We start from the raw sequence: 19,645 nt of genomic DNA, 5'->3' as shown, positions 1-19,645 counted from the left end.
CAGGTAAGATTTCGAACCGCGCCAAAACGACGTTCGTTTGCACAATTGGTGCGGTTCGCAAAGCCTCACCAGCACCCTACGATGAGCAAGAAGACTGCGTCTTGCACTGATGAGCGGGATTAAACGCGAAATGACTTGGCGGCCCAGCCGGCGGCTCCGATGAAACCGGCGCTGCCGCCGAGTTGAGCGAAGTCGATGCGAGTCCGTGCCGCAGGGATCGCGAACGCACGATCTTTGACTTCTTTTTTGATGCCCGCCAGGAAGTCTCGTCCTGTCCGGGTTGCGAGCTGGCCGAATGTCATTGCTCCACCGAGGAGAATGACTTCCGGGTTCATCGTGTGCATCATGGAGACGATGCCGACGCCGATGTAGCGGGCGACGTCCATGACCAGTTCATGTGCGAGGACATCGCCAGCTTCGGCATGTTGCATGATCGCCAGTGGAGTGAGTTCGTCCTTCTTGCCGAGCAGATTGCTCAGCGTCGATGGATCACCTGATTGAAGACGATGCACTGCTCTGATAATCAACGCGCGAGAGCTCGCATACGACTCAAGAACGCCATGATATCCTCCGCCGGGGTGCTCGCGGCCGTTATCGGTCTGGATAATCATAAAGCCATACTCAGCAGCGTGAGAATGGGCCCCTTCGAGGATCTCGCCTTTGATGACGACGCCTGAGCCGATCCCGGTTCCCAGTGTGATCAATGCCATGATCTCGGCGTTTTGAGCAGCACCTGCCCAGTACTCGCCGTAAGCTGCGGCGTTGGCGTCGTTCTGCAGAATGACCGGTCGACCCAGACGTTCAGCGACGATGTCGCGGATATTAACGTTGCGCCATGTCGGCAGGTTGGCCAGTTGAAGAAGACGTCCTGCTTTGATGTCCATGGGGCCCGGGCAGGCCAGGCCGATCGCGGCGACATCGTTGATCGAGATATTGATCTGAGACAGAACATCCTTGACGGCCTGCGTCATGTTCTTCAGGCCAGCCTCCAGGCTTTCCTCAATGTCGGTATCGACTTTGGTCGAGGCGAGAACGTGTCCCTGGTCATCGGTCAGCCCGACTTTGATGTTCGTGCCGCCGACATCAATGCCGAGATATCGAGTGGCTGGTTGTCGGGACATTCTTCACCGTAACTAATTGACATGACCAAAGGGAAACAGACGAGAGAAAACAGGACAGCTTGTCTGGAAGGGAAACTTCTTACTTGCGGTAGAAACCTTTCCGTCGCTGCGTGCTGTAGGCTTCGAGCGCTTCCTCGATAATTGGCCAACTCGTGGAGGCTTCCTGGATGGTATTCACTTCGACTGATTTGCCTTCAAGCATTTTATAGTCCTGAAAGAAACGCCGCAGTTGATTCATGCGATGCGTTGGCAATTCAGCGACTTCGGTGACGTTGTTGTATTCGGGGTCATCGAGCGCGACGGCCAGAATCTTGTGATCCTTCTTGCCCGAATCGATCATGGTCATCAGACCGATGGCGCGGGCGTTGACCAGGGTCAGCGGGGCGACCGATTCTTTGCACATCACGAGGACGTCGAGGGCATCGTCGTCTTCGGCGAGAGTCTGCGGGATGAAACCGTAGTTGGCTGGATAATAGACGGCTGAATAAAGCATCCGGTCCAGACGCAGCAGTCCGGTCGATTTGTCGAGTTCATATTTGATACTCGAACCCATCGGGATTTCGATGACAGCCTGGAAGGTCCGAGGAAGATCGTCTCCTGGAGTGACGTCATGCCAGGGGTGAGTCATGGTGACCTTTCGGAGAGAGCCGATTTCGGCGCGTCTGGTAAGTGAGCAGTTGGAGTGGACAGATACTATCGATCGATGCAATTTTGAACGAGAAACTGTCCGAAATTGCTGACAGATGATACGTTATGTGAATTCTGCAACTATAACGCCTGAGATGCTTCTATTACCAGAGTATCCCTTGCAATTTGTCGCGTTGACTATGCCGATGTGTGCGCTGACTCGTCCTGTGACGACTTTGACGAGCTGAAATTCTACCAATCACTCGAAACGGGTTGGTTGCCAAGGGATGATTCGGGTGTTCATGAAATCTGAACGTCCCGTTAAAGATAATCACACACAGTTCCGCATATGTTAATCATTGATGGCATCAAGTTGCGACGGATGCCGCATTTCCAAGGACGTCCTCGTGACGATGGCGAATTCCCAGACACCCGATTGTGATCGTTTTTCCATCCTGTATGTGACCACGAGCGATCAGAACGAAGCCAGGACGATCGGCCGAACGCTGATCGAGCGACAGCTGGCTGCTTGTACGAACATCCTGCCTGGCATGACTTCCCAATATGTCTGGGAAGGCGTGTTGACGGAGTCGAATGAGGCGGTCCTGCTGGTCAAGACGTCAAATCGGAACGTCGACGCTGCGACTCAGGCCATCCTTGAGTTGCACTCCTACGATGTCCCATGTGTCATCTGCTGGTCGTTCGATTCCGTGAATCCGGATTACACCAAGTGGCTCAAGTCGCTGCTGTCGGGTTCGACCGACACTTCGACCAGTTAAGCCCTGCCCAAGAAACAGAATTCTGAATGGTCCTGCCTATCAATCCCGTGTTCGATCCCAATGTCTCGAACACATCCACTGTCGAGTCGACCGCAGGCAGTCAGCAGCAAACTTCCAGCTCGTCACTGTGGCCTGCGTTCTGGCTGTCGCTGGTTTTGGTTTTCCTCGCTGCGCTGCCGCTGATCAATCATTGGAATTTTCAGTTCGTGGGACCCGATATGGCTTCGATTGCCTCTGGCGTTCGAGGCGGAGCGGAGGCATCGATCTGGACCCGCTTGGGCCTTAGCTTCACACAAAGCACGCAGCCGATTTCTGAACTCACCTTCGTCGTCCAGAATTCCATGGGTTTGCTCAATGCACGTGCTGTGCAGATGACAAACGCTGGTTTTCATCTCATGACGACGCTCCTCATCTTTCTGTCGTTGTGCATTGCGTTCAAGCGTCTTGAGTTGGCGACTGGGAACAATCTCGGCGGAGAGCTTTTTGCGTTTGTGATAACGTTGCTGTGGTCGGTCCACCCGCTGACGAGTGAAACGGTCAGCTTCGCGTCGAATCGTCCGGAGTTACTGGCGTCGATGTTTTCGGCGGGCATGCTGTTCTTTCATCTGGCAGGCTGGTGGGGTTATCGCTGGTTGTCGCTGCTTGCCGTAATCTGTTTTGCTGTTGGTTCGCTCTGCAAGCCCGTTGTCCTGTTCATGCCGATCATTGTGATGGTCATCGAGTACGGGGTTTCCAGGGAATCGCTTGCCACAATTTTGAAACGCCGCTGGCTGGTGTCTTCCTGCTATAGTGTGATCATCATCGCTGTTCTTGGACTTCATCTCATGACGGGCGGGATCAGCAAAATCGTGGACGGTCCGCTCACATGGGGTTATGTGAACGCGCAACCAGATGTCATTGTCCGCTATCTGATGAACAGCTTCGCGCCAGCCGACTTGTGTGCCGACTATCGATGGCCGATTGTTGATGCAACTGGGCCAAGCAGTTCTGTGCTGGTGTTGTCTGTCATTTCGCTGATGTTCCTGCTCTCGCCACTATTTCTCCGACGAATCGGAACTCTGCTTGCGGTCTTCAGCTGGTTGTTGATTCCCCGCTGTCTGATGGAGACCAGTGATGCGTATGCCGAGTATCGCATGTACTTGCCGCTGGTGGTGTTTGTGGCCGGAATTGCCTGCCTTGTTCAAGCCTTATTGAGCGTGGTGTTCAATCGAATTCAGGCTCCGGCTGCCGTGATGCGATCGGTCATCGCGGGGCTTGTGATCATCGTCTACGGATTTGCTTCGACGTTGAGCTATGGTGAGCATCAGAAATTCGCCGACAGGAAAGTCTTCTGGAAATCGGTCGTCAAAACTACGCCTCATAACCCGGATGCATATTCAGCGATCGGCTTCATGGCGTATGAGGATAAGGAACTCGACTACGCAGCGGTTGCCTGGGATTCAGCGATCGCCAGGTCAAAACCCGGCGATCCGAAAATCGGCAACTATCACCTTTATCTGGCCAAGATTTTTGAGACGAAGGGTGACCTGCATGAGGCGATCGCGCAGTACCTCGTGGCTCAGAACAGTCGCTCGTTCCGCCAGGCTGATCTTCTTGAACTTCATCAGCGTCTCCAGAGTCTTTACGAAGCGACCGGGCAATTCGACCTCGCCCGCGTGCAACTCGATAAGCAGATCGAGCTGATGCGTACGTCACCTTCGTTCGATCAGAAACGAACGGACGAAGTACTCGCTGCGTTCAATATTGAACATGCTGAGTCATTGATTACTCGTAATGTGCAGCTCGATCTGGCGACTTCGTTGCTTGACCAGACAATCCAGTCACATCCACGTCTCTTAAAAGCATATCTTATTAAAGCCAAGCTCAAGCAGGCTCAAGGTCAGATGACCGAGGCGCTGGCGATCTATGATGAAATCCTCGCCAAAACTCCTCAGGAGATTCAAGCTCGCTATGGCCGCACGTTTCCACTCATGATGACCGGACGGCAGGCAGAAGCGATCCGTGATCTGGTCACGCTGGTCAGTCAGTATCCCAAGATGATGGACTTCAAACGTCAGCTCGCCTGGTATCTGGCTACAATGCCGAATGAGGAACTCCGCGACTCCGTGACAGCGGTCGATCTGGCGAAAGAAGTCTGTAATGCACAACGCCAGAAAGGAGCCGATGGAGTCGAAGGAAAGATCGATCCGTTCGCGCTGAACACCCTGGCAGCCGCCCTTGCCGCTGATGGTCAGTATGACGTTGCCGTGAGCGCTGCTGATTCTGCGATCGGTCGCGCCCAGGAGCTCAATTTACCAGACTTTGCGAAAGTCATCAGCGAGCGACGAGAACTCTATCGCCAGAAAAAGCCGTACATCGAACAGATTGCACCGACCACGACTGCCGTACCGACCGACGAGACGCCGAAAACCGCTACTGAAAAAGCGGTCGAATAAGACCGCTGCTCACATGTGCTTTGCCCAGATTGACAGCAGATTGTAAGACTCGCCGAGCCTTCAGAAGGCCTCTTTCCGAGATTGACAGGTCCAGTTAAACTCGCCCCCCGAATACTCATCGCGGTCCTTGGGTCACTTGCGCGCAGGATGCTCGCAAGACTTTCGGGCAGCGATGTTCCTGTCTTACTTCCGTCTGATTTCGGCGTTCTGTCGAATCCGGCGCAGCGACGCACGTCTTCCTGATCACACGTGGTTGTGATCACAGGGACACGTCGACGAAAGATGCCTTATGAAAACGTTCATGGAAAAACGGGATCCCTGGGGCAACGGATCTGCCATCTGGATTCTCGCCGGGCTGTGCTTCTTCATGCCCCTGTTTTACTTCTCGATCAGCAATCTCGAAATGAAGAACGAGGTTGAAGCCTGGCTGCCCGATTCCGATTCTCAGACGCGACTTCTCAGCTGGTATCAGTCTGCGTTTCCAAATGAGAACCGCGCGATCGTCACCTGGAACGGCAGCACTCTCGACGATCCTCGCATCCCGGTGATCGAAAAGACCCTCGAAGGAACTCTCGATCAGGAGCAGGTCAAACGAGGCGGCTCGCCGTACATTGAGGGCGTTCTCACGCCTCAGGAAGTCGCCAGCCGAATCGCCGCTCAAGAGGTCGAACCAACGGAAGCAACCAGGCGACTTGAAGGGGTTTTGATCGGACGCGGCGCTCTGAAGATTCGTCTCACCGAAGCAGGGCGTCTCCATCAACAGCAGACGCTTGAAAAAGCCGCTCAGCTGGCCAAACGCATGGTGGATCGTGATGTCACCATCATGCCGGCTGTCAGCCTGTGGCAGGGGAGCTATTTCTCAAAATTCGATGAGAACGCGGTCTCGGAAACGTTTGATGATAATCTGACTGCTGACTCGGTACGTGTTGAAGCCGCCGAAGTGATCGAAGTTCCCGCTCCCGAGATTCCGCTGCATGATGGCCAACTCTATTGGCAGGGACTTCTCGCGAAAACCACAGGGACGAGTACTGTCGTCGAAGCCATCAAGAACATGAAAGGGCGCACGAGTCAGGCGTATCCTGACGGCGAGCCACTCATTGAGGATGCTTTTTTCTCGGCTGGGTCTCCAGTCGCGATGGTTGTGATGCTGACCGATGCCGGGCAGGAACACCGACGCGAAGCTCTCGCACAAATCAAACACGCCTGTACCAAGGCCGGGGTTCCCGAGTCCGACGTTCGCATGGGGGGACGCCCAGTCGCAGCCTCGCGTCTCAATCAGGATCTGTTGAAAGCTGCCTGGAATCCGGCTGCTCCGCTATGGAAGATTCATGAACGCAGTGTGATGCTGACCTCGTGTCTGGTCGGCTTTGTTCTCTCGCTGATTCTTGTTCGAAGTCTGCGGCTGGCTGTGCTCGTTGTCTTTGTCTCTGTTTATGTCACGATCGCGACCCTTGCGGTGGTCTCAGTCACCGGTGGGGCGATCAACATGGTCCTTGCGATCATGCCGACGTTGTTATTCGTGCTGACACTTTCCAGCGCGCTTCATCTCACCAGTTACTGGCGACAAACCAGACCACGAGCCTTGGTCTGTGATGCTATGCAACTCGCCACGCTGCCATGTGTACTGACATCCGTCGCGATGATTGTCGGACTGGCATCTTTGATGACCAGTCACCTGGAACCTGTCCGCGAGTTCGGACTCTATTCTTCGATCGGCATGGCGATTTCCGCGGTCGTTGTACTGCTGGGACTGCCGAGCCTGATGCAGTTGTGGGATGGTTCGTCGAAGAACGTGACGACGAATGAAGACTCCTCCGCCTGGTATCACATCGGCCTGTTCATGTATCGCTGGCGTTTGCCGATCGCGGGTGTCAATGTCATGCTGCTCGCAGTCGGGCTGTTTGGACTGCGTTCGTTTCAGACGGAAACGAAAGTCATCAAGTCTTTCGCTGACTCCTCCAGAATTGTGCAGGATTACTTCTTCATCGAAGACACTCTGACAGGAGTGGTGCCTGTCGATGCGATCATCAAGTTTGATCAGAAGTTTCAAGAGGATACGCAGTTCTTCGACCGTCTGGAAATCGTTCGCCGCATCGAGAAACGACTTGGCGAACATGCTGGTATCGCGGGCACGATGTCACTTGCTGACTTCCGTCCTGTCACCCAGCCACCTGCGGAAGATGCCCCCTTCTTCGTGAAGGTCAAATACAATCGTGAAGCCTCGGAAGTGCTGGATCGAATCAAAGCGGGCGAAGTCGAAGGGGCTCGCAACTTCCTGACTTTTGCCAGCGCCGACGTCGATGGCAACAAGCCAGGTGACAAAGCCCTCGCGAAATCGGGTGATGAAATCTGGCGGATCACCGCAGAGAGTTTCCTGATGACCGACGATGACAACATCAAACTGCTGAGTGAACTCGATTCGATTGTCCGTGCCGAACTGGCGACTGCAGGGGTCACTGCCAATGGAGCAGCGACGCACCTTGTCACCGGCATCACTCCGGTCTTCCTGCAAACTCAGCTCGCATTCGTCGACAGCCTGAAAAAGGGTGTCCTGTTGACCTTCGTCGCGACGGCGCTTCTTTCGACCATGATGCTGCGCAGCGCGGGGGGCGGATTGTTGAGTCTACTTTCTAATGCCATGCCACTTGTGGCTGTCTTCGGTGTGATGTCACTGGCTGGCATTCGTGCCAACACGGGCATGTTGTTGACTGCTCTGGTCGGGCTGGGCATGACTGTCAGCAGTACGCTGCACATGCTGACCTGGTTCCGCGAGTCTCTCATGCGAGGAAAAACTCGTGAGGAAGCGGTTGCTGCGACCATGAGTCATAGCGGTCCTGCGATTGCCCAGACGAGCGCTATCGTTGCGATCAGCCTGTCGATGTTGGCTTTGGCTGATCTGCCGCTCGTGAACAACTTCGGTATGCTGACGAGTGCATTTGCCATTATGGCGATGTGTAGCAGTGTTGTTTTTCTTCCTGCTTTAATGGCAGGTCCAATCGGCATGATGGTCGAGAAGACGGTCGAACGCGAGAAGAGAATGCAAACGGATGCACAATCAACTGCTCAAGTCGAGAACGCCGACTCTGCCGATTCAACACCGGGTCTGGTCCCCTATATGACAACCAACAGCAACACCACCATGGGTTCTCACGCCGCAGAGAAGCCACACGGTCCACACATCCAGTCCAAGGCCGGCAAAGGCAAAGGTCGACGTCAGCACAGCCGCTGATCAGCGAACGCTGTTACCCGAGCATCGCCTCGCCACCGACATAGGATTTCAGCTGGACTGATTTTCCACCCGGTCCAATGATGATCTCTTCGCGCGTCGACTGCTCACTGGGCAGGACCACCAGCTCGATTCCCCACAGGACCGAAACAATGATTCCCTGGCAACTATATGGACCAGCGGGCAGGGTGAGCTTGAGGCGCTCCTGTCCGGTCTCTGCATCAGGGTGAAAGACTTCGGTGTGCGCGATCTCGAGATTCTGCGTCCCCCGGCCGACCGTATTCCAGACCAGTCGCAGCTCCAGCGACTGGGGCGTCTTCTCCAGCGACCAGGCGACCATCAGGTCGATCGTCTCGTTCGGTTCAAAGGTCGTTCGATTCGGCAGTACAATCTGCAGCATGGCAAGAATCTCCCGCGGGCGTGTTCAACTGTCGACACGGAATTCATTCTAATCGATTCGCCGCAGGGGACCAGTCGTCCTGAATGTTTCGAGCGAACCTCAAACGGAACCGATGTGTGAGAATCCTCCAGTGGTGAGGCATCGGCTGTTCGAAATATCATCCATCGTGATCACATTGCTTCTCCGAAATCAGGTGAACAGCTGAGTTTCTCGGGATTCCAGCCGTCTGGAAACTGTAACGGTTCTTTCGGTTGTGCGTCGGGAAGTGATTGTGATTGTCGGTAAAGTCCTCAACTGGCGGTCGCATCGTGACCGACGCGGTTGGCTTTCGTCGAAACAAGAAGACAAGGCATGATGCCTTCGAACCCAATCGCCAGGGATGGCCAGGCATGTTTCAGTCCAGACTTTTATCGATCCTCATCGCGACGCTGATGCTCGCGTTCCAGGTATCGCCCTGCTCGTGCAAGATGATCTGTGCTCACGAGCTTCGTTGCGAAGGCGAATGCCACCACGCTGAGAAATTGTCTCAACGCTGCAGCGTCCATCGATGCGACAAGAGTCGTCTCGACGACGGTCATGTCTGGAAGTCGCCCTCCCGGACTCCTCACGACCATCAGCCCTGTCCGGAGTGCCAGCAGGCAGATCACATGATTCTGCGCATCGTCGATCTCGATTGTTCGCCCGTCGGATTTTGTCGACATGTCGCGCTTGCTTGTTTTGAAAACTCGCTGACCGATAGAACACGCGGCGCTTTAAAGATAGATCATCCACCTCCTCTATTCAGGTTCGGAGTGATCCGGATGCAGGTTTAAGTTGAACTGGAATCGACCCCCGTTTCTCTCCGATTCCCGTTCTCTTTCACCTGGAGCGATCTCATGAGCCCACAACGATCTCTTAAAAAATTCTCTCACGCAGCGCTACTTCTGGTGGCTGTTTCCGGTTGTGCGGGATCGCGCAACACGGTTGCAGAAAAGTCTTACGCCCCCCCACTGCAGCCAGTCACCGAACAGGCCGCTCAGGCTCCGATCAAATCCGAGCCTTCTGTCCAGCTCGCCTCCGCTGATGTGATGTCTGCCGACGTTCGCCCAGCCGATGATAGCGGAACGAACGCCTCCAGCATTCTCCAGACATCCGCCCAAGGAACGCTCGGCCTGACGCTGGATCAGTTCGAGCAATTGGCCATGTCGAATAACCCGACGCTGTCACAACAGGCTGCTTCGGCACAACAAGCCAATGCGCTCCGTTCGCAAGTCGGCCGCAAAGCCAACCCGACCGTCGGCTACAACGCAACGCAGCTAGCCGACAAAAACACCGACCAGCACACCGTCTTCATTGAGCAGCAATTCGTCACAGCCAATAAGCTGCAATTGAACGAACAGGTCATGCGACAAGCCGTCGAAGTCCAGCGCTGGAATTACCAGTCGCAAACCTACCGCGTGATGACCGATGTCCGCATGCGATTTTATGAAGCCCTGGCCGCCCAGAAACGCCTGGAAATCATCGAAGAATTCCGCGGCGTCGCTTCTCAAGGGGTCGACCTGGCACAAAAACGCAACGAAGCCCTCGAAGCTGCCAAGACGGACGTTCTGCAGGCTCGCATTCAACTCAACGAAGTCGATGTCCAGCTGCAACAGGCTCAGTTCGCTTACAACGCCGCCTGGAAGGAACTCGCTTCCGTCGTCGGCGTGCCTTATCTGCAACCATCAAAGCTCGCTGGTGAACTCCCCACAGAAGCCTCGCTGACCAACTGGGATCAAACCTTCGAGAACCTGCTGCAAACGAGCCCGGAACTCCACGCCGCCCGTGCGAAAGTGGCCCAGGCTCGGGCGAACCTGTCCCGTCAGGAAGTCCAGGCGATTCCGAACATCACTGGGCAACTCGGCGCCGGGATCGATCGCGGGACCGAAAACGGTTTGATCAACCTGCAAGTGAGTGCCCCGATTCCCGTCTTCAATCAGAATCAGGGCAATATCTCCGCTGCGTACGCTGCGTACTGCAAAGCGACTCACGAAGTTCGACGACTCGAAATGGACATTCAGGCCCGCTTGGCTCAAGTTGCCAAGGAATATGACTCTGCACGCGTCGCCGTCGAGAAGTACAATAAAGAGATCCTGCCGCAGGCTCAGGAAACCCTCGACCTCGCTGAGCAGGCTTACAACGCTGGTGAGTTCGCGTTCCTGCAGGTGCTCGTTGTGCGACAGACGTTCTACGAAGCCAACCTGCGTTACATCGAGTCGCTGTCGAACCTCGCGTCGGCTCAAGCTCAGGTCAACGGACTGCTGCTCACTGGCGGGCTGGCGGCTGTTGAAGATGCGGGTCTGGACGATAGTCTCCGCGGCCAGACATTTGGCCAGGAATAATGTTGTCAGAGTGGTGTCAGAGTGTTTTCAGTTTGCGTCATGATTTGCCCGTTCACTGCGGGCGGTCTGGGGCGTAGACTGAATCCAGCTAGCAGTTTGCACCAATTTTGCGAGTCTCGCGCGTCTCTGGCATCCCGATTGCGTACTCGTGATTCCGGAAATCCACGGCGTCCTTAGGAACTGTCTCAAGTTCAGCCTGACCTTGACACGATGAAGAAGATGGGTCATGTTCTGAGCCCTGCAATCTGCACAATCCCGAAAGTTTCCCATGTTCTCCCTGTGCCTCAAACTGCTGACGATCGTGACCTTCGCCGGTCATGTGATGCTCGGCTGTTGTGCACACCACGTTCATGCGACCGAAGCCGCCACGGGGGATGATTCGATCACAGTCATCGTCGAACATAAACACCCTCATTCAAATTGCAGCCATCATCACAGCCCGATTGAATCGACAGGCAATTCTGCTGATGAGCAGCCTGCTGAGCATCCTGAACACCACGGCGACTGTGACGAAGTGGAATGCTCCTACGTCGAATCCAACGACACGGTGCCCCTGGTCGATATCTCCTCTTGGACCCTTTGCGACCTTGCGAATGTTCTTGTCACAGGCTCACCAGTCGCTGTGCAGAACTCGACAATTGGCCATGATTTGCCCGATATCAGCAGTCCCGGCTCCGCTTTAGAGTCCTGCGCGCACTTGCATCGCTGGCAGTTGTAAGACCTTGCTTTTCCTGTGAGACGTCCGACGTGACGCCTCGGCTTTGATCGATCGCTGACGAAATCAGTTCGCAGCATCTCTCGTAAAATCGCTTCGATCTTCAAATCACATTCTGCGCGGATTCCGCTTCCTTTCGGTCGCGGATCTGACGGGCATTCCATTACTGGTGCATCATGACTTCTGCTCGTAGCCAAAGTATTTCGAAATGGTTCTGGCGTCTGTGTGTGACCGGAATCGTCATCGTCGGGATCGTGACCTCTGGCATGTGGTGGCCACGTCTGTCGTCCTGGATCGACCAGACGATTGCCGGCAGTCGCACGAAGTCGACCGAGGAAGCAGGCCATGGCGAGGAAGGCCATGAAGGTCACGATCACGGCGATCATGATCACGGCGACCACGCCCATGCTCACGATGATTCTTCGTCCCTCGAACTCAGCGCACAGGCACGCAAGAATCTCGGCCTGACCGACGAGTTTCTCAAGCCCATCCAACTGTCCGATTATCGGCGCACAATCACTATCCCTGCGATCGTCGTCCCGCGACCCGGACGTACCCAGATCAAAGTCTCGACTCCGCTGACGGGGGTCGTCACACACGTTCACGCCGTCACGGGAGAAGCCATCCAGCCCGGCACGCTGATGTTCGAGCTCCGACTGACACACGAAGACCTCGTCACCACGCAAACACAATTCCTGCAATCGCTGGGGGAACTGGAAGTCGAGAATCGGGAAATCGTCCGACTGGAAGAAGTGACCGCCAGCGGAGCCGTTCCCGCCAAGACGCTTCTCGAGCGTCGCTATGCCAAGGAAAAACTCGAAGCACTTCTGAGCGCTCAGCGCGAAGCTCTGAAGTTGCATGGCCTCTCCGAGCGGCAGGTCAACGAGATTGTCCAGAAAAGACAACTCCTGCGAGATCTCAGCATTGTGGCGCCCGCCATTGATGAACATGACCATGAGGACGACGACGCTGAGCTCAAACTCAGTGGCCTCGCGAGAACGATTTCCTTTCGCAGTCACCCTGCCAGCTTGGCTCCGATGATCATCGAGCAACTCAACGTCCACAAAGGCCAGTCGGTCACCGCGGGCGAACTTCTCTGTACGCTCGCTGATTACGATCTGCTGTACATCGAAGGTCAGGCCTTCGAACAGGATTCGTCGGCCATCACCAAGTCCGCTGAGATGGGATGGCCGGTCTCCGCGATCTTCCCGAATGAAGGGAATGAAGCCGTCCTCAACGACCTGAAGCTCGCTTTCGTCGGCAACGCGGTCAACGCAGAAACCCGTTCGCTTTCCCTGTTCGTCAACCTTCCCAACCAGATCGTCCGGGATCAGACCAACGCCGAGGGCCAGCGTTTCGTCTCCTGGAAATACCGCCCGGGCCAGCGACTTCAGCTCCGCGTTCCCGTTGAAGAGTGGAAGGAACAGATCGTCGTCCCGGTCGATGCGGTCGTCAAAGATGGAGCCGACTGGTTCGTCTTCCAGCAGAACAGCGACCACTTCGACCGCATCCCGGTCCACGTCAAGTACCGCGATCAATCGAGCGCCGTCATCGCCTACGATGGCACGATCTACCCCGGCGACGTCATCGCCCTGCGTTCGGCCCACCAGATGCAGATGGCCCTCAAAAACAAATCCGGCGGCGGAGTCGACCCCCACGCCGGTCACAACCACTGACGTAGGGTCCGCTGTGCGGACCGTCAATCGAGGTGATCATTTACAAACGCAATGAATAACCACTCACCATTCGCCCGTCCATCTTGTCATTGAACGTCCATTGTTGGTCCACACAGCGGACCCTACATAAAACGCCCAGGTCATGCTCAACGCCATCATCCAATTCGCTCTCCGACAGCAACTGCTGGTCATCGCCTTCGCCCTCTTCCTCATCGGATACGGCACCTGGCAGGCGACGCAGATGCCCATCGATGTCTTCCCGGATCTCAATCGCCCGCGTGTCGTCATCATGACCGAAGCACCGGGGATGGCTCCGGAAGAAGTCGAGTCGCTGATCACGTTTCCCCTCGAAACGACAATGAACGGAGCCAACGGCGTCGAAGCAGTTCGTAGCTCGTCGGGCGTTGGCATCTCGGTCATCTATGTCGAATTCGCCTATGGCACCGATGTCTACACGGACCGACAGATCGTCGCCGAGCGGATGCAGATGGTTCAAGATCGACTCCCCACCGGAATCACGCCACAACTGGCCCCGATCTCCTCCATCATGGGACAGATCCTCATGCTCGGCATGTGGAGCGATGATCCTGCGACCGATCCGATGGAACTCCGCACCGACGCCGACTGGATCGTCCGCCAACGCCTGCTCACCATTCCCGGCGTCTCGCAGATTTTCGTCATGGGCGGGGAACGCAAACAGTTCCAGGTTCGCGTCGATCCGGAAGCACTTCTCCGCTTCGGCGTCACGCTGGAACAAGTCGAAGCAGCCGTCCGTGCCAGTAATGAAAACGCCACTGGCGGTTACCTTGATCGCCAGGGCCCTAGTGAACTCCTCGTTCGGGCTCTCGGCAGAATCCAAAGCATTCAGGATCTGCAGAAGGTCGTCGTGACGATCCGCGATGGGCGCCCCGTCGCCCTCAGCCAGGTGGCAGAAGTCATCGAAGGTGCCCAGGTCAAACGTGGCGATAGCTCTGCCTGGATGCGGTCTGATAAACAGACCTGGTCGGGTGGCCCTGCTGTCATTCTGACGATTAACAAACAACCCGGTGCCGATACCCGCCTCGTCACAGAGAACATCGAAAAGGCCATCGAAGAACTCAAACCTTCATTGCCCGAATCTGTCCGCATCGTGCCGGTCTATTCGCAAAAGCACTTCATCGAGCGAGCCGTCGAGAACGTCGTCGAAGCCCTTCGAGACGGCGTCATCCTCGTCGCGATCATCCTCTTCATTTTCCTGATGAATTTCCGCACGACCTTCATCACGCTGACCGCGATCCCACTCTCGCTCGTCATGACGGCCGTCGTGTTCGCGATCTTCGGCTTTTCGATCAACACGATGACCCTCGGCGGGATCGCCGTCGCGATCGGGGAACTCGTCGATGACGCCGTCGTCGATGTCGAGAACATCTTCCGCAGGCTTCGGGAGAATCGTCTTGCCGGCAATCCGCTGCACCCGCTCGTCGTCGTCTACCGAGCCAGTACCGAGATTCGGAACTCGATCGTCTTCGGCACGATCATCGTCATTCTTGTCTTCCTGCCTCTGTTCGCACTCGGCGGGATGGAAGGCAAACTCTTCGCACCGATGGGGGTCGCCTACATCGTCTCGATTCTCTCTTCTCTCATCGTCTCGCTGACTGTTACGCCGGTCCTGTCATACTGGCTTCTGGCTGGTGAGAAGCATACGGGCGAAGAGAAAGACGGCATCTTCCTGCGTGGTCTCAAATATGTCGGGGAGAAGGTCATTCGCTTCAGTCTGAGCTTCCCTTATCTCAACCTTGGCGTCACGCTTGCCGCTGTGGTTGTGGCGGGGCTCTTCGTCACACGACTGGAACGAGACTTTCTCCCCGCTTTTAATGAAGGGACGATCCAGCTCAACGTCGTCCTCCCGCCTGGCACGTCGCTGGCGACCTCCAACGACATCAACCGCACGGTCGAAGAAGAGCTCAAGAAGATCGACGACCTCGAAAGCTTCGCCCGACGCACCGGTCGCGCGGAACTCGACGAACACGCCGAAGGGGTCAACATGACCGAGTTCATCATCGAGCTCGATCCCAACTCCCCTCGCACCCGCGAACAGCAGCTCGATGAAATCCGCAAGGCGATGGAGCACATCCCCGGCATCGTGACGGCTGTCGAGCAACCGATCGCCCACCTGATCTCCCACATGATCTCCGGCGTCAAAGCCCAGATCGGTATCAAGATCTATGGCGACGACCTCGATCTCCTGCGTCAAAAAGCGGAAGCGATGAAAGCGGAGATCGCCCTCGTCCCCGGCGTCACCGATCTGCTCATCGAACCTCAGGTCATTATTCCTCAACTGCGCATCGAACTCGATCGAGACAAACTCCTGCTCTATGGCCTCTCCGCCGCTGACGTCAACGAGTTCATCGGCACCGCGATGAACGGAACGACTGTCTCCGAAGTCCTCATTGACCAGCGCACGTTCGACCTCGTTGTCCGCCTCAATGAAAACTACCGCGAGGACATCGACGCCCTGAAACGCCTCTCGATCGAAATCCCCGACGGCGGGACCGTTCCCCTCTCTGCTGTCGCACATATCTATGAATCGGGGGGTCCCAATACCGTTAATAGAGAGAACGTCCGACGACGAGTTGTCATCCAGTGCAACGTCTCCGAGCGAGGTGTCGTCGATGTCGTCAACGAGATCAAGAAGATCGTCGCACCGATCGAAATGCCGCCCGGCTATTTCGTCGAATACAGCGGCCAGTTTGAAAGCCAGCAGTCCGCCTCGCGCGTCATCGCCGCTCTCTTCGTCATCGCGATGATCGGCGTCTTCCTGGCTCTCTACACCATGTTCGGCTCAGCGAATCTTTCATTGCAAGTGATGGCCGCTCTCCCGATGGCATTCATCGGCTCCGTGACGGCCCTAGTTCTGACGGGGCAGACACTCACGATCGCCGCGATGATCGGCTTCATCTCCCTGACCGGGATCGCCGCCCGTAACGGAATCCTTCTGCTCAACCATTACCTCCACCTCGTCCAGCACGAAGGGGAAGGCTTCACCCATCACATGATCATCCGCGCCGGCCTCGAACGACTCTCCCCCGTTCTTATGACCGCGTTGACCGCGGGGATTGGTCTCATTCCACTCGTTCTCTCCGCTGGCGAAGCCGGGAAAGAAATCCTGTACCCCATCGCGACCGTCATCCTCGGCGGCCTCATCAGCTCGACGTTACTCGACTTCTTCGTCCACCCTGCGTTGTTTCTTCTGTTCGGCCTCAAAGATGCCCAGCGCGTCGTGAACACCTCGCGTCAGACCATTGAACTGACAGAAGAACATATTGCAGTTCACAATTCCGTCCCTTCTCCCTTGAGGGGAGCGGCATTCGTTCCTTCTCCCTTGAGGGGAGAAGGTGCCCGAAGGGCGGATGAGGGTGAGCGATAGGCACAAGTTCGCCTTCGATGTTTCAATCAAACTCCAGGCAATCTCCCCCCGGACACCGTTCACAACCTCAACCAACGACTTCTCAAGGACTCTTCCCATGATACGTTTCCAAGCCTCCTTTCTATCTGCCATCTTGACTTGCCTGACGATCCCCGTCGTGGTTCAGGCCCAGGGACATTCTCACGATGATCATAATCATTCCGAACATGGCGATCATAACCACTCGGGCGAAACTCTCGGCTTTCAGCTAGCCGACTGGAAAGAAGCCCACTTCGACGATCCTGCCAAAGCCGAGCAACACTTCCAGACCCTCAAGAAACTCGGCTGCGAAGTAGAAAAGGGTGGGCACGCTGGTCACATCGACGTCCGCTACCGCGTCAAAGAATGGAAGACTCTCAACGTCGCCAGTCACGACCTCGCCCACCAGTGGGAAGGCTGGCTGAAAGGCGCCGGCTTTGACGTCTTCCACGGCCACAAAGACGCCGCCTTCTCTCAAGGCCCCGAAGCCGTCGAGTTCCGCCTCGTCACCTGGAAAACAATCCACAGCAACGGTGGCAACGAACAGGCCCAGATCGTAGACACGCTCAAGAAAGTCGGCTGCGAAGTAAAAGTCGATCAGCACGACGGCCACACCGACATCAAATACCGCTCTCCCGTTTGGACCGACATCCACCTCGCCGATCACCCCACCGCCGAAAAATGGATGGGCTGGCTGAAAGCCAACGGCTTTGAAACCCAACACGAACACTAGTTCTCTTAGGGGCCGCTGTTGTCTTCTGTTCCTTCTCCCCCGGGGAGAAGGTGGCCGAGTCTTCGAGGTCGGATGAGGGAACGCATGAGAATTTCACACGCTCACCCCTCTAACTATAGGCAACTATCAGCTCTGAACATCTTCAAATGCTTGTTTACATCCCACGGGAGGCAAGATGGTTGATCATCGATTATCCTGCCTCTCGTCCCTTACACCAACATCCCGTGGAGCAACCCATGAAACGCATTCTCATCACCTCCGTCCTCGTCCCCTCGCTCGCCCTCTCCTTCACCGGCTGTGCCGAAAAGCCAACCACCCCCAATAACAGTTCCGTCTCCGTCAACGAGCCGCCACCGCCAACCGTCGATAGCCATGCCCACGCCCACCCCAGCGAAGGCCCGCACCACGGCGACCTGATCGAACTCGGCAACGAAGAATACCACGCCGAAATGACTCACGACGCCGACTCCATCACCATCTATATCCTCGATAGTACCGCCAAGACAGCTGTCCCGATCGAAGCCACTGAGCTCACCATCAACCTCCTCCAGGACGGCAAACCCGCCCAACACAAACTGACTGCCACCCCCGCCGCGACTGATCCGACCGGCAAGTCATCGGTCTTCACCTTGAAACAAGCCGACCTGGTCAAAGCCATCGAATCCCACGACGCAGCCCCAAAGCTCAACGTCACCATCAACGGCAAAGCCTACCGCGGCGAAATCAAACACAGCCATGATCACGACCACGATCATGACCATTAATCGAAGACGACTCTCGATCATTCACCCTTCTCCCGACATGGAGAAGGGTGAAGCTCGAGATCATGGTCTCGCTGACGCGCCAGTCGACTGACGTTGACATGGCGACGGTTTCTGAGCGAACATCCGACCGCCGGGCCTAAGCCCTGAAATCGCTCGCCATGCGAAAACGGAGTTTCGTGATGAAATCGTTCCACCTATGTGCCTGTCTGGCAATCTTGTTTGTTGCAGCAACCTGCAATGCTGAGGAAATCCTACTGCAGGTCCAGTCTGTCGTCGAAGGGAGAGCGACTGCTGATGGCAAGCCGATCATTGTGGACTCCACCGAAGTTATCGTGACTCCCGGTTCATCGTTCCGCACGAGAATCAAGAACGGCGATCATTGGACGGTAGTCAAAGGCAAACTCAGCAAGCCCGTCGATGGCAAGTACAAGGTCGAATACGAGAAACTGGAAGCCATCGATCATGAATACAGTGGAGGGAAAATTGTCCCTACAGTAACGACGACTAGAACGAGACTTGAGGATGTCGAAGTCGAAAAACCAGCCACGATCGGAACGGTCAGGATGGAGGCACACTGGAGCGGCTCACGAGGACGGGCACACAACACATCGACCTACAACTCGAAAGTACGAGCTGAACTGATCCTGAAACCAGCCAAAGCAAACTACGAAGACTTCCCAACCATCCCAAGCAAGAACGATACGGCCCAATAGAGCATCAGCCATAGCTGGTTCTTACAGCCTCGGCGGAGCGACGGCGTTTCTTGAGTATCACGAACAGGATGGCGAGCGAAAAGTGGTCGAGATCCTCGTTCAACCGATGACAGGAATGGCGTTGCTGTTCCGTCATGAGCGAAAACAAGAAGGGTACTGGCGGAGTCGGGGATTAAGTATGTTTTGAGAACGGACGTGTTCTACCGTCCGAAAAATTACAAGCAGGTGTGATCATGGCGAGTATCCAAGACTTAAGTCTGTGTCACTATTTTGGCGAGTTCACTCAATTCCCTCTGATTGCAGTTGGCTGGCTGGGAGTTGATCAGAACTTTGCAACTGGCCCAATCCCAGTTGAGGTCTATGTAAAGCTGAAAATGCTAATCTGTGATCCCTGGCAGCCGTTTATCACGATGGGGACACATGACTGCGACATCTGTCAGTTTGATCCATGCGTCGGTGCCAAGAATTTGTTTGTTCCTGATGGATCTCGTATTTTCGTCTGCCCGGAATTAATCATTCACTATATTGCTGCGCATCGATATCAACCACCTGATGAATTTCTGGCCGCCGTCATGAATTGTCCGAACACTCGAACAATGGACTATAAGAAGCTCCTTCTTGCGAGTGGTGGCCGAGCGTTGATTTCCCCGAATACCTAACACACTGAAAACT

The 19,645-nt window shown here is 55.6% G+C and carries 15 protein-coding genes; 11 read left to right on the top strand and 4 right to left on the bottom strand.

Annotation, left to right across the window (positions count from 1 at the left end):
- Positions 1-119: 119 nt before the first annotated feature.
- Together SH248x_RS18800 and SH248x_RS18795 are read right to left on the bottom strand one after the other, a co-directional pair.
- Complete coding sequence (locus tag SH248x_RS18800; protein WP_459555859.1) at positions 120-1,121, bottom strand: ROK family protein; 1,002 nt, start codon at positions 1,119-1,121, stop codon at positions 120-122.
- 79 nt (positions 1,122-1,200) lie between these two features.
- Entirely contained in the window at positions 1,201-1,749 is a 549-nt protein-coding gene (locus tag SH248x_RS18795) for an inorganic diphosphatase (protein WP_459555858.1), read from the bottom strand.
- A gap of 412 nt (positions 1,750-2,161) precedes the next feature.
- On the opposite strand from SH248x_RS18795, the gene cutA reads away from it, so the two are divergent.
- The 3 genes from cutA (at position 2,162) to SH248x_RS18780 (ending at position 8,191) form a co-directional block, all read left to right on the top strand.
- Positions 2,162-2,527 carry a divalent-cation tolerance protein CutA gene (gene cutA / locus SH248x_RS18790; protein ID WP_459558625.1) on the top strand — a complete coding sequence of 122 codons (366 nt, stop codon included), beginning with the start codon at positions 2,162-2,164 and terminating at the stop codon, positions 2,525-2,527.
- A 26-nt stretch (positions 2,528-2,553) separates the two neighbouring features.
- Positions 2,554-4,962: a tetratricopeptide repeat protein gene (locus tag SH248x_RS18785; protein WP_459555857.1), complete on the top strand. Its 2,409-nt coding sequence runs from the start codon at positions 2,554-2,556 to the stop codon at positions 4,960-4,962.
- A 289-nt stretch (positions 4,963-5,251) separates the two neighbouring features.
- Positions 5,252-8,191, top strand: a complete 2,940-nt coding sequence (locus SH248x_RS18780; RefSeq protein WP_459555856.1) for an efflux RND transporter permease subunit — start codon at positions 5,252-5,254, stop codon at positions 8,189-8,191.
- Positions 8,192-8,204: 13 nt separating this feature from the next.
- Here SH248x_RS18780 and SH248x_RS18775 read toward each other — a convergent pair whose 3' ends face one another.
- Together SH248x_RS18775 and SH248x_RS18770 are read right to left on the bottom strand one after the other, a co-directional pair.
- Positions 8,205-8,588, bottom strand: a complete 384-nt coding sequence (locus SH248x_RS18775; RefSeq protein WP_459555855.1) for a hypothetical protein — start codon at positions 8,586-8,588, stop codon at positions 8,205-8,207.
- Between the two features lie 407 nt (positions 8,589-8,995).
- Positions 8,996-9,289: a hypothetical protein gene (locus SH248x_RS18770; protein WP_459555853.1), complete on the bottom strand. Its 294-nt coding sequence runs from the start codon at positions 9,287-9,289 to the stop codon at positions 8,996-8,998.
- Positions 9,290-9,463: 174 nt separating this feature from the next.
- On the opposite strand from SH248x_RS18770, the gene SH248x_RS18765 reads away from it, so the two are divergent.
- The 8 genes from SH248x_RS18765 to SH248x_RS18730 all read left to right on the top strand — a co-directional run bounded on the left by SH248x_RS18765 (position 9,464) and on the right by SH248x_RS18730 (position 19,632).
- Complete coding sequence (locus SH248x_RS18765; RefSeq protein ID WP_459555852.1) at positions 9,464-10,948, top strand: TolC family protein; 1,485 nt, start codon at positions 9,464-9,466, stop codon at positions 10,946-10,948.
- Positions 10,949-11,216: 268 nt separating this feature from the next.
- A complete protein-coding gene (locus tag SH248x_RS18760; protein WP_459555851.1) occupies positions 11,217-11,666 on the top strand; it encodes a hypothetical protein in 450 nt (149 codons plus the stop codon).
- A 173-nt stretch (positions 11,667-11,839) separates the two neighbouring features.
- A complete protein-coding gene (locus tag SH248x_RS18755; RefSeq protein WP_459555850.1) occupies positions 11,840-13,339 on the top strand; it encodes an efflux RND transporter periplasmic adaptor subunit in 1,500 nt (499 codons plus the stop codon).
- A gap of 142 nt (positions 13,340-13,481) precedes the next feature.
- Positions 13,482-16,745 carry an efflux RND transporter permease subunit gene (locus SH248x_RS18750; protein WP_459555849.1) on the top strand — a complete coding sequence of 1,088 codons (3,264 nt, stop codon included), beginning with the start codon at positions 13,482-13,484 and terminating at the stop codon, positions 16,743-16,745.
- 97 nt (positions 16,746-16,842) lie between these two features.
- Entirely contained in the window at positions 16,843-17,496 is a 654-nt protein-coding gene (locus SH248x_RS18745) for a hypothetical protein (RefSeq protein ID WP_459555847.1), read from the top strand.
- A gap of 236 nt (positions 17,497-17,732) precedes the next feature.
- Entirely contained in the window at positions 17,733-18,260 is a 528-nt protein-coding gene (locus SH248x_RS18740; protein WP_459555846.1) for a hypothetical protein, read from the top strand.
- A gap of 179 nt (positions 18,261-18,439) precedes the next feature.
- Positions 18,440-18,973, top strand: coding sequence for a hypothetical protein (locus tag SH248x_RS18735; RefSeq protein ID WP_459555845.1), 534 nt, complete (start codon positions 18,440-18,442; stop codon positions 18,971-18,973).
- A gap of 233 nt (positions 18,974-19,206) precedes the next feature.
- Positions 19,207-19,632 (top strand): DUF7919 family protein, encoded by a 426-nt coding sequence (locus SH248x_RS18730; RefSeq protein ID WP_459555844.1) that lies wholly within the window; start codon positions 19,207-19,209, stop codon positions 19,630-19,632.
- Positions 19,633-19,645 lie beyond the last annotated feature (13 nt).

This window comes from Lacunimicrobium album (genome assembly GCF_052161635.1).
Lineage (GTDB): Bacteria > Planctomycetota > Planctomycetia > Planctomycetales > Planctomycetaceae > SXPC01.
Note: the sequence above shows the minus strand (reverse complement) of the source record. Positions and strands in the feature narration are given on the sequence as shown.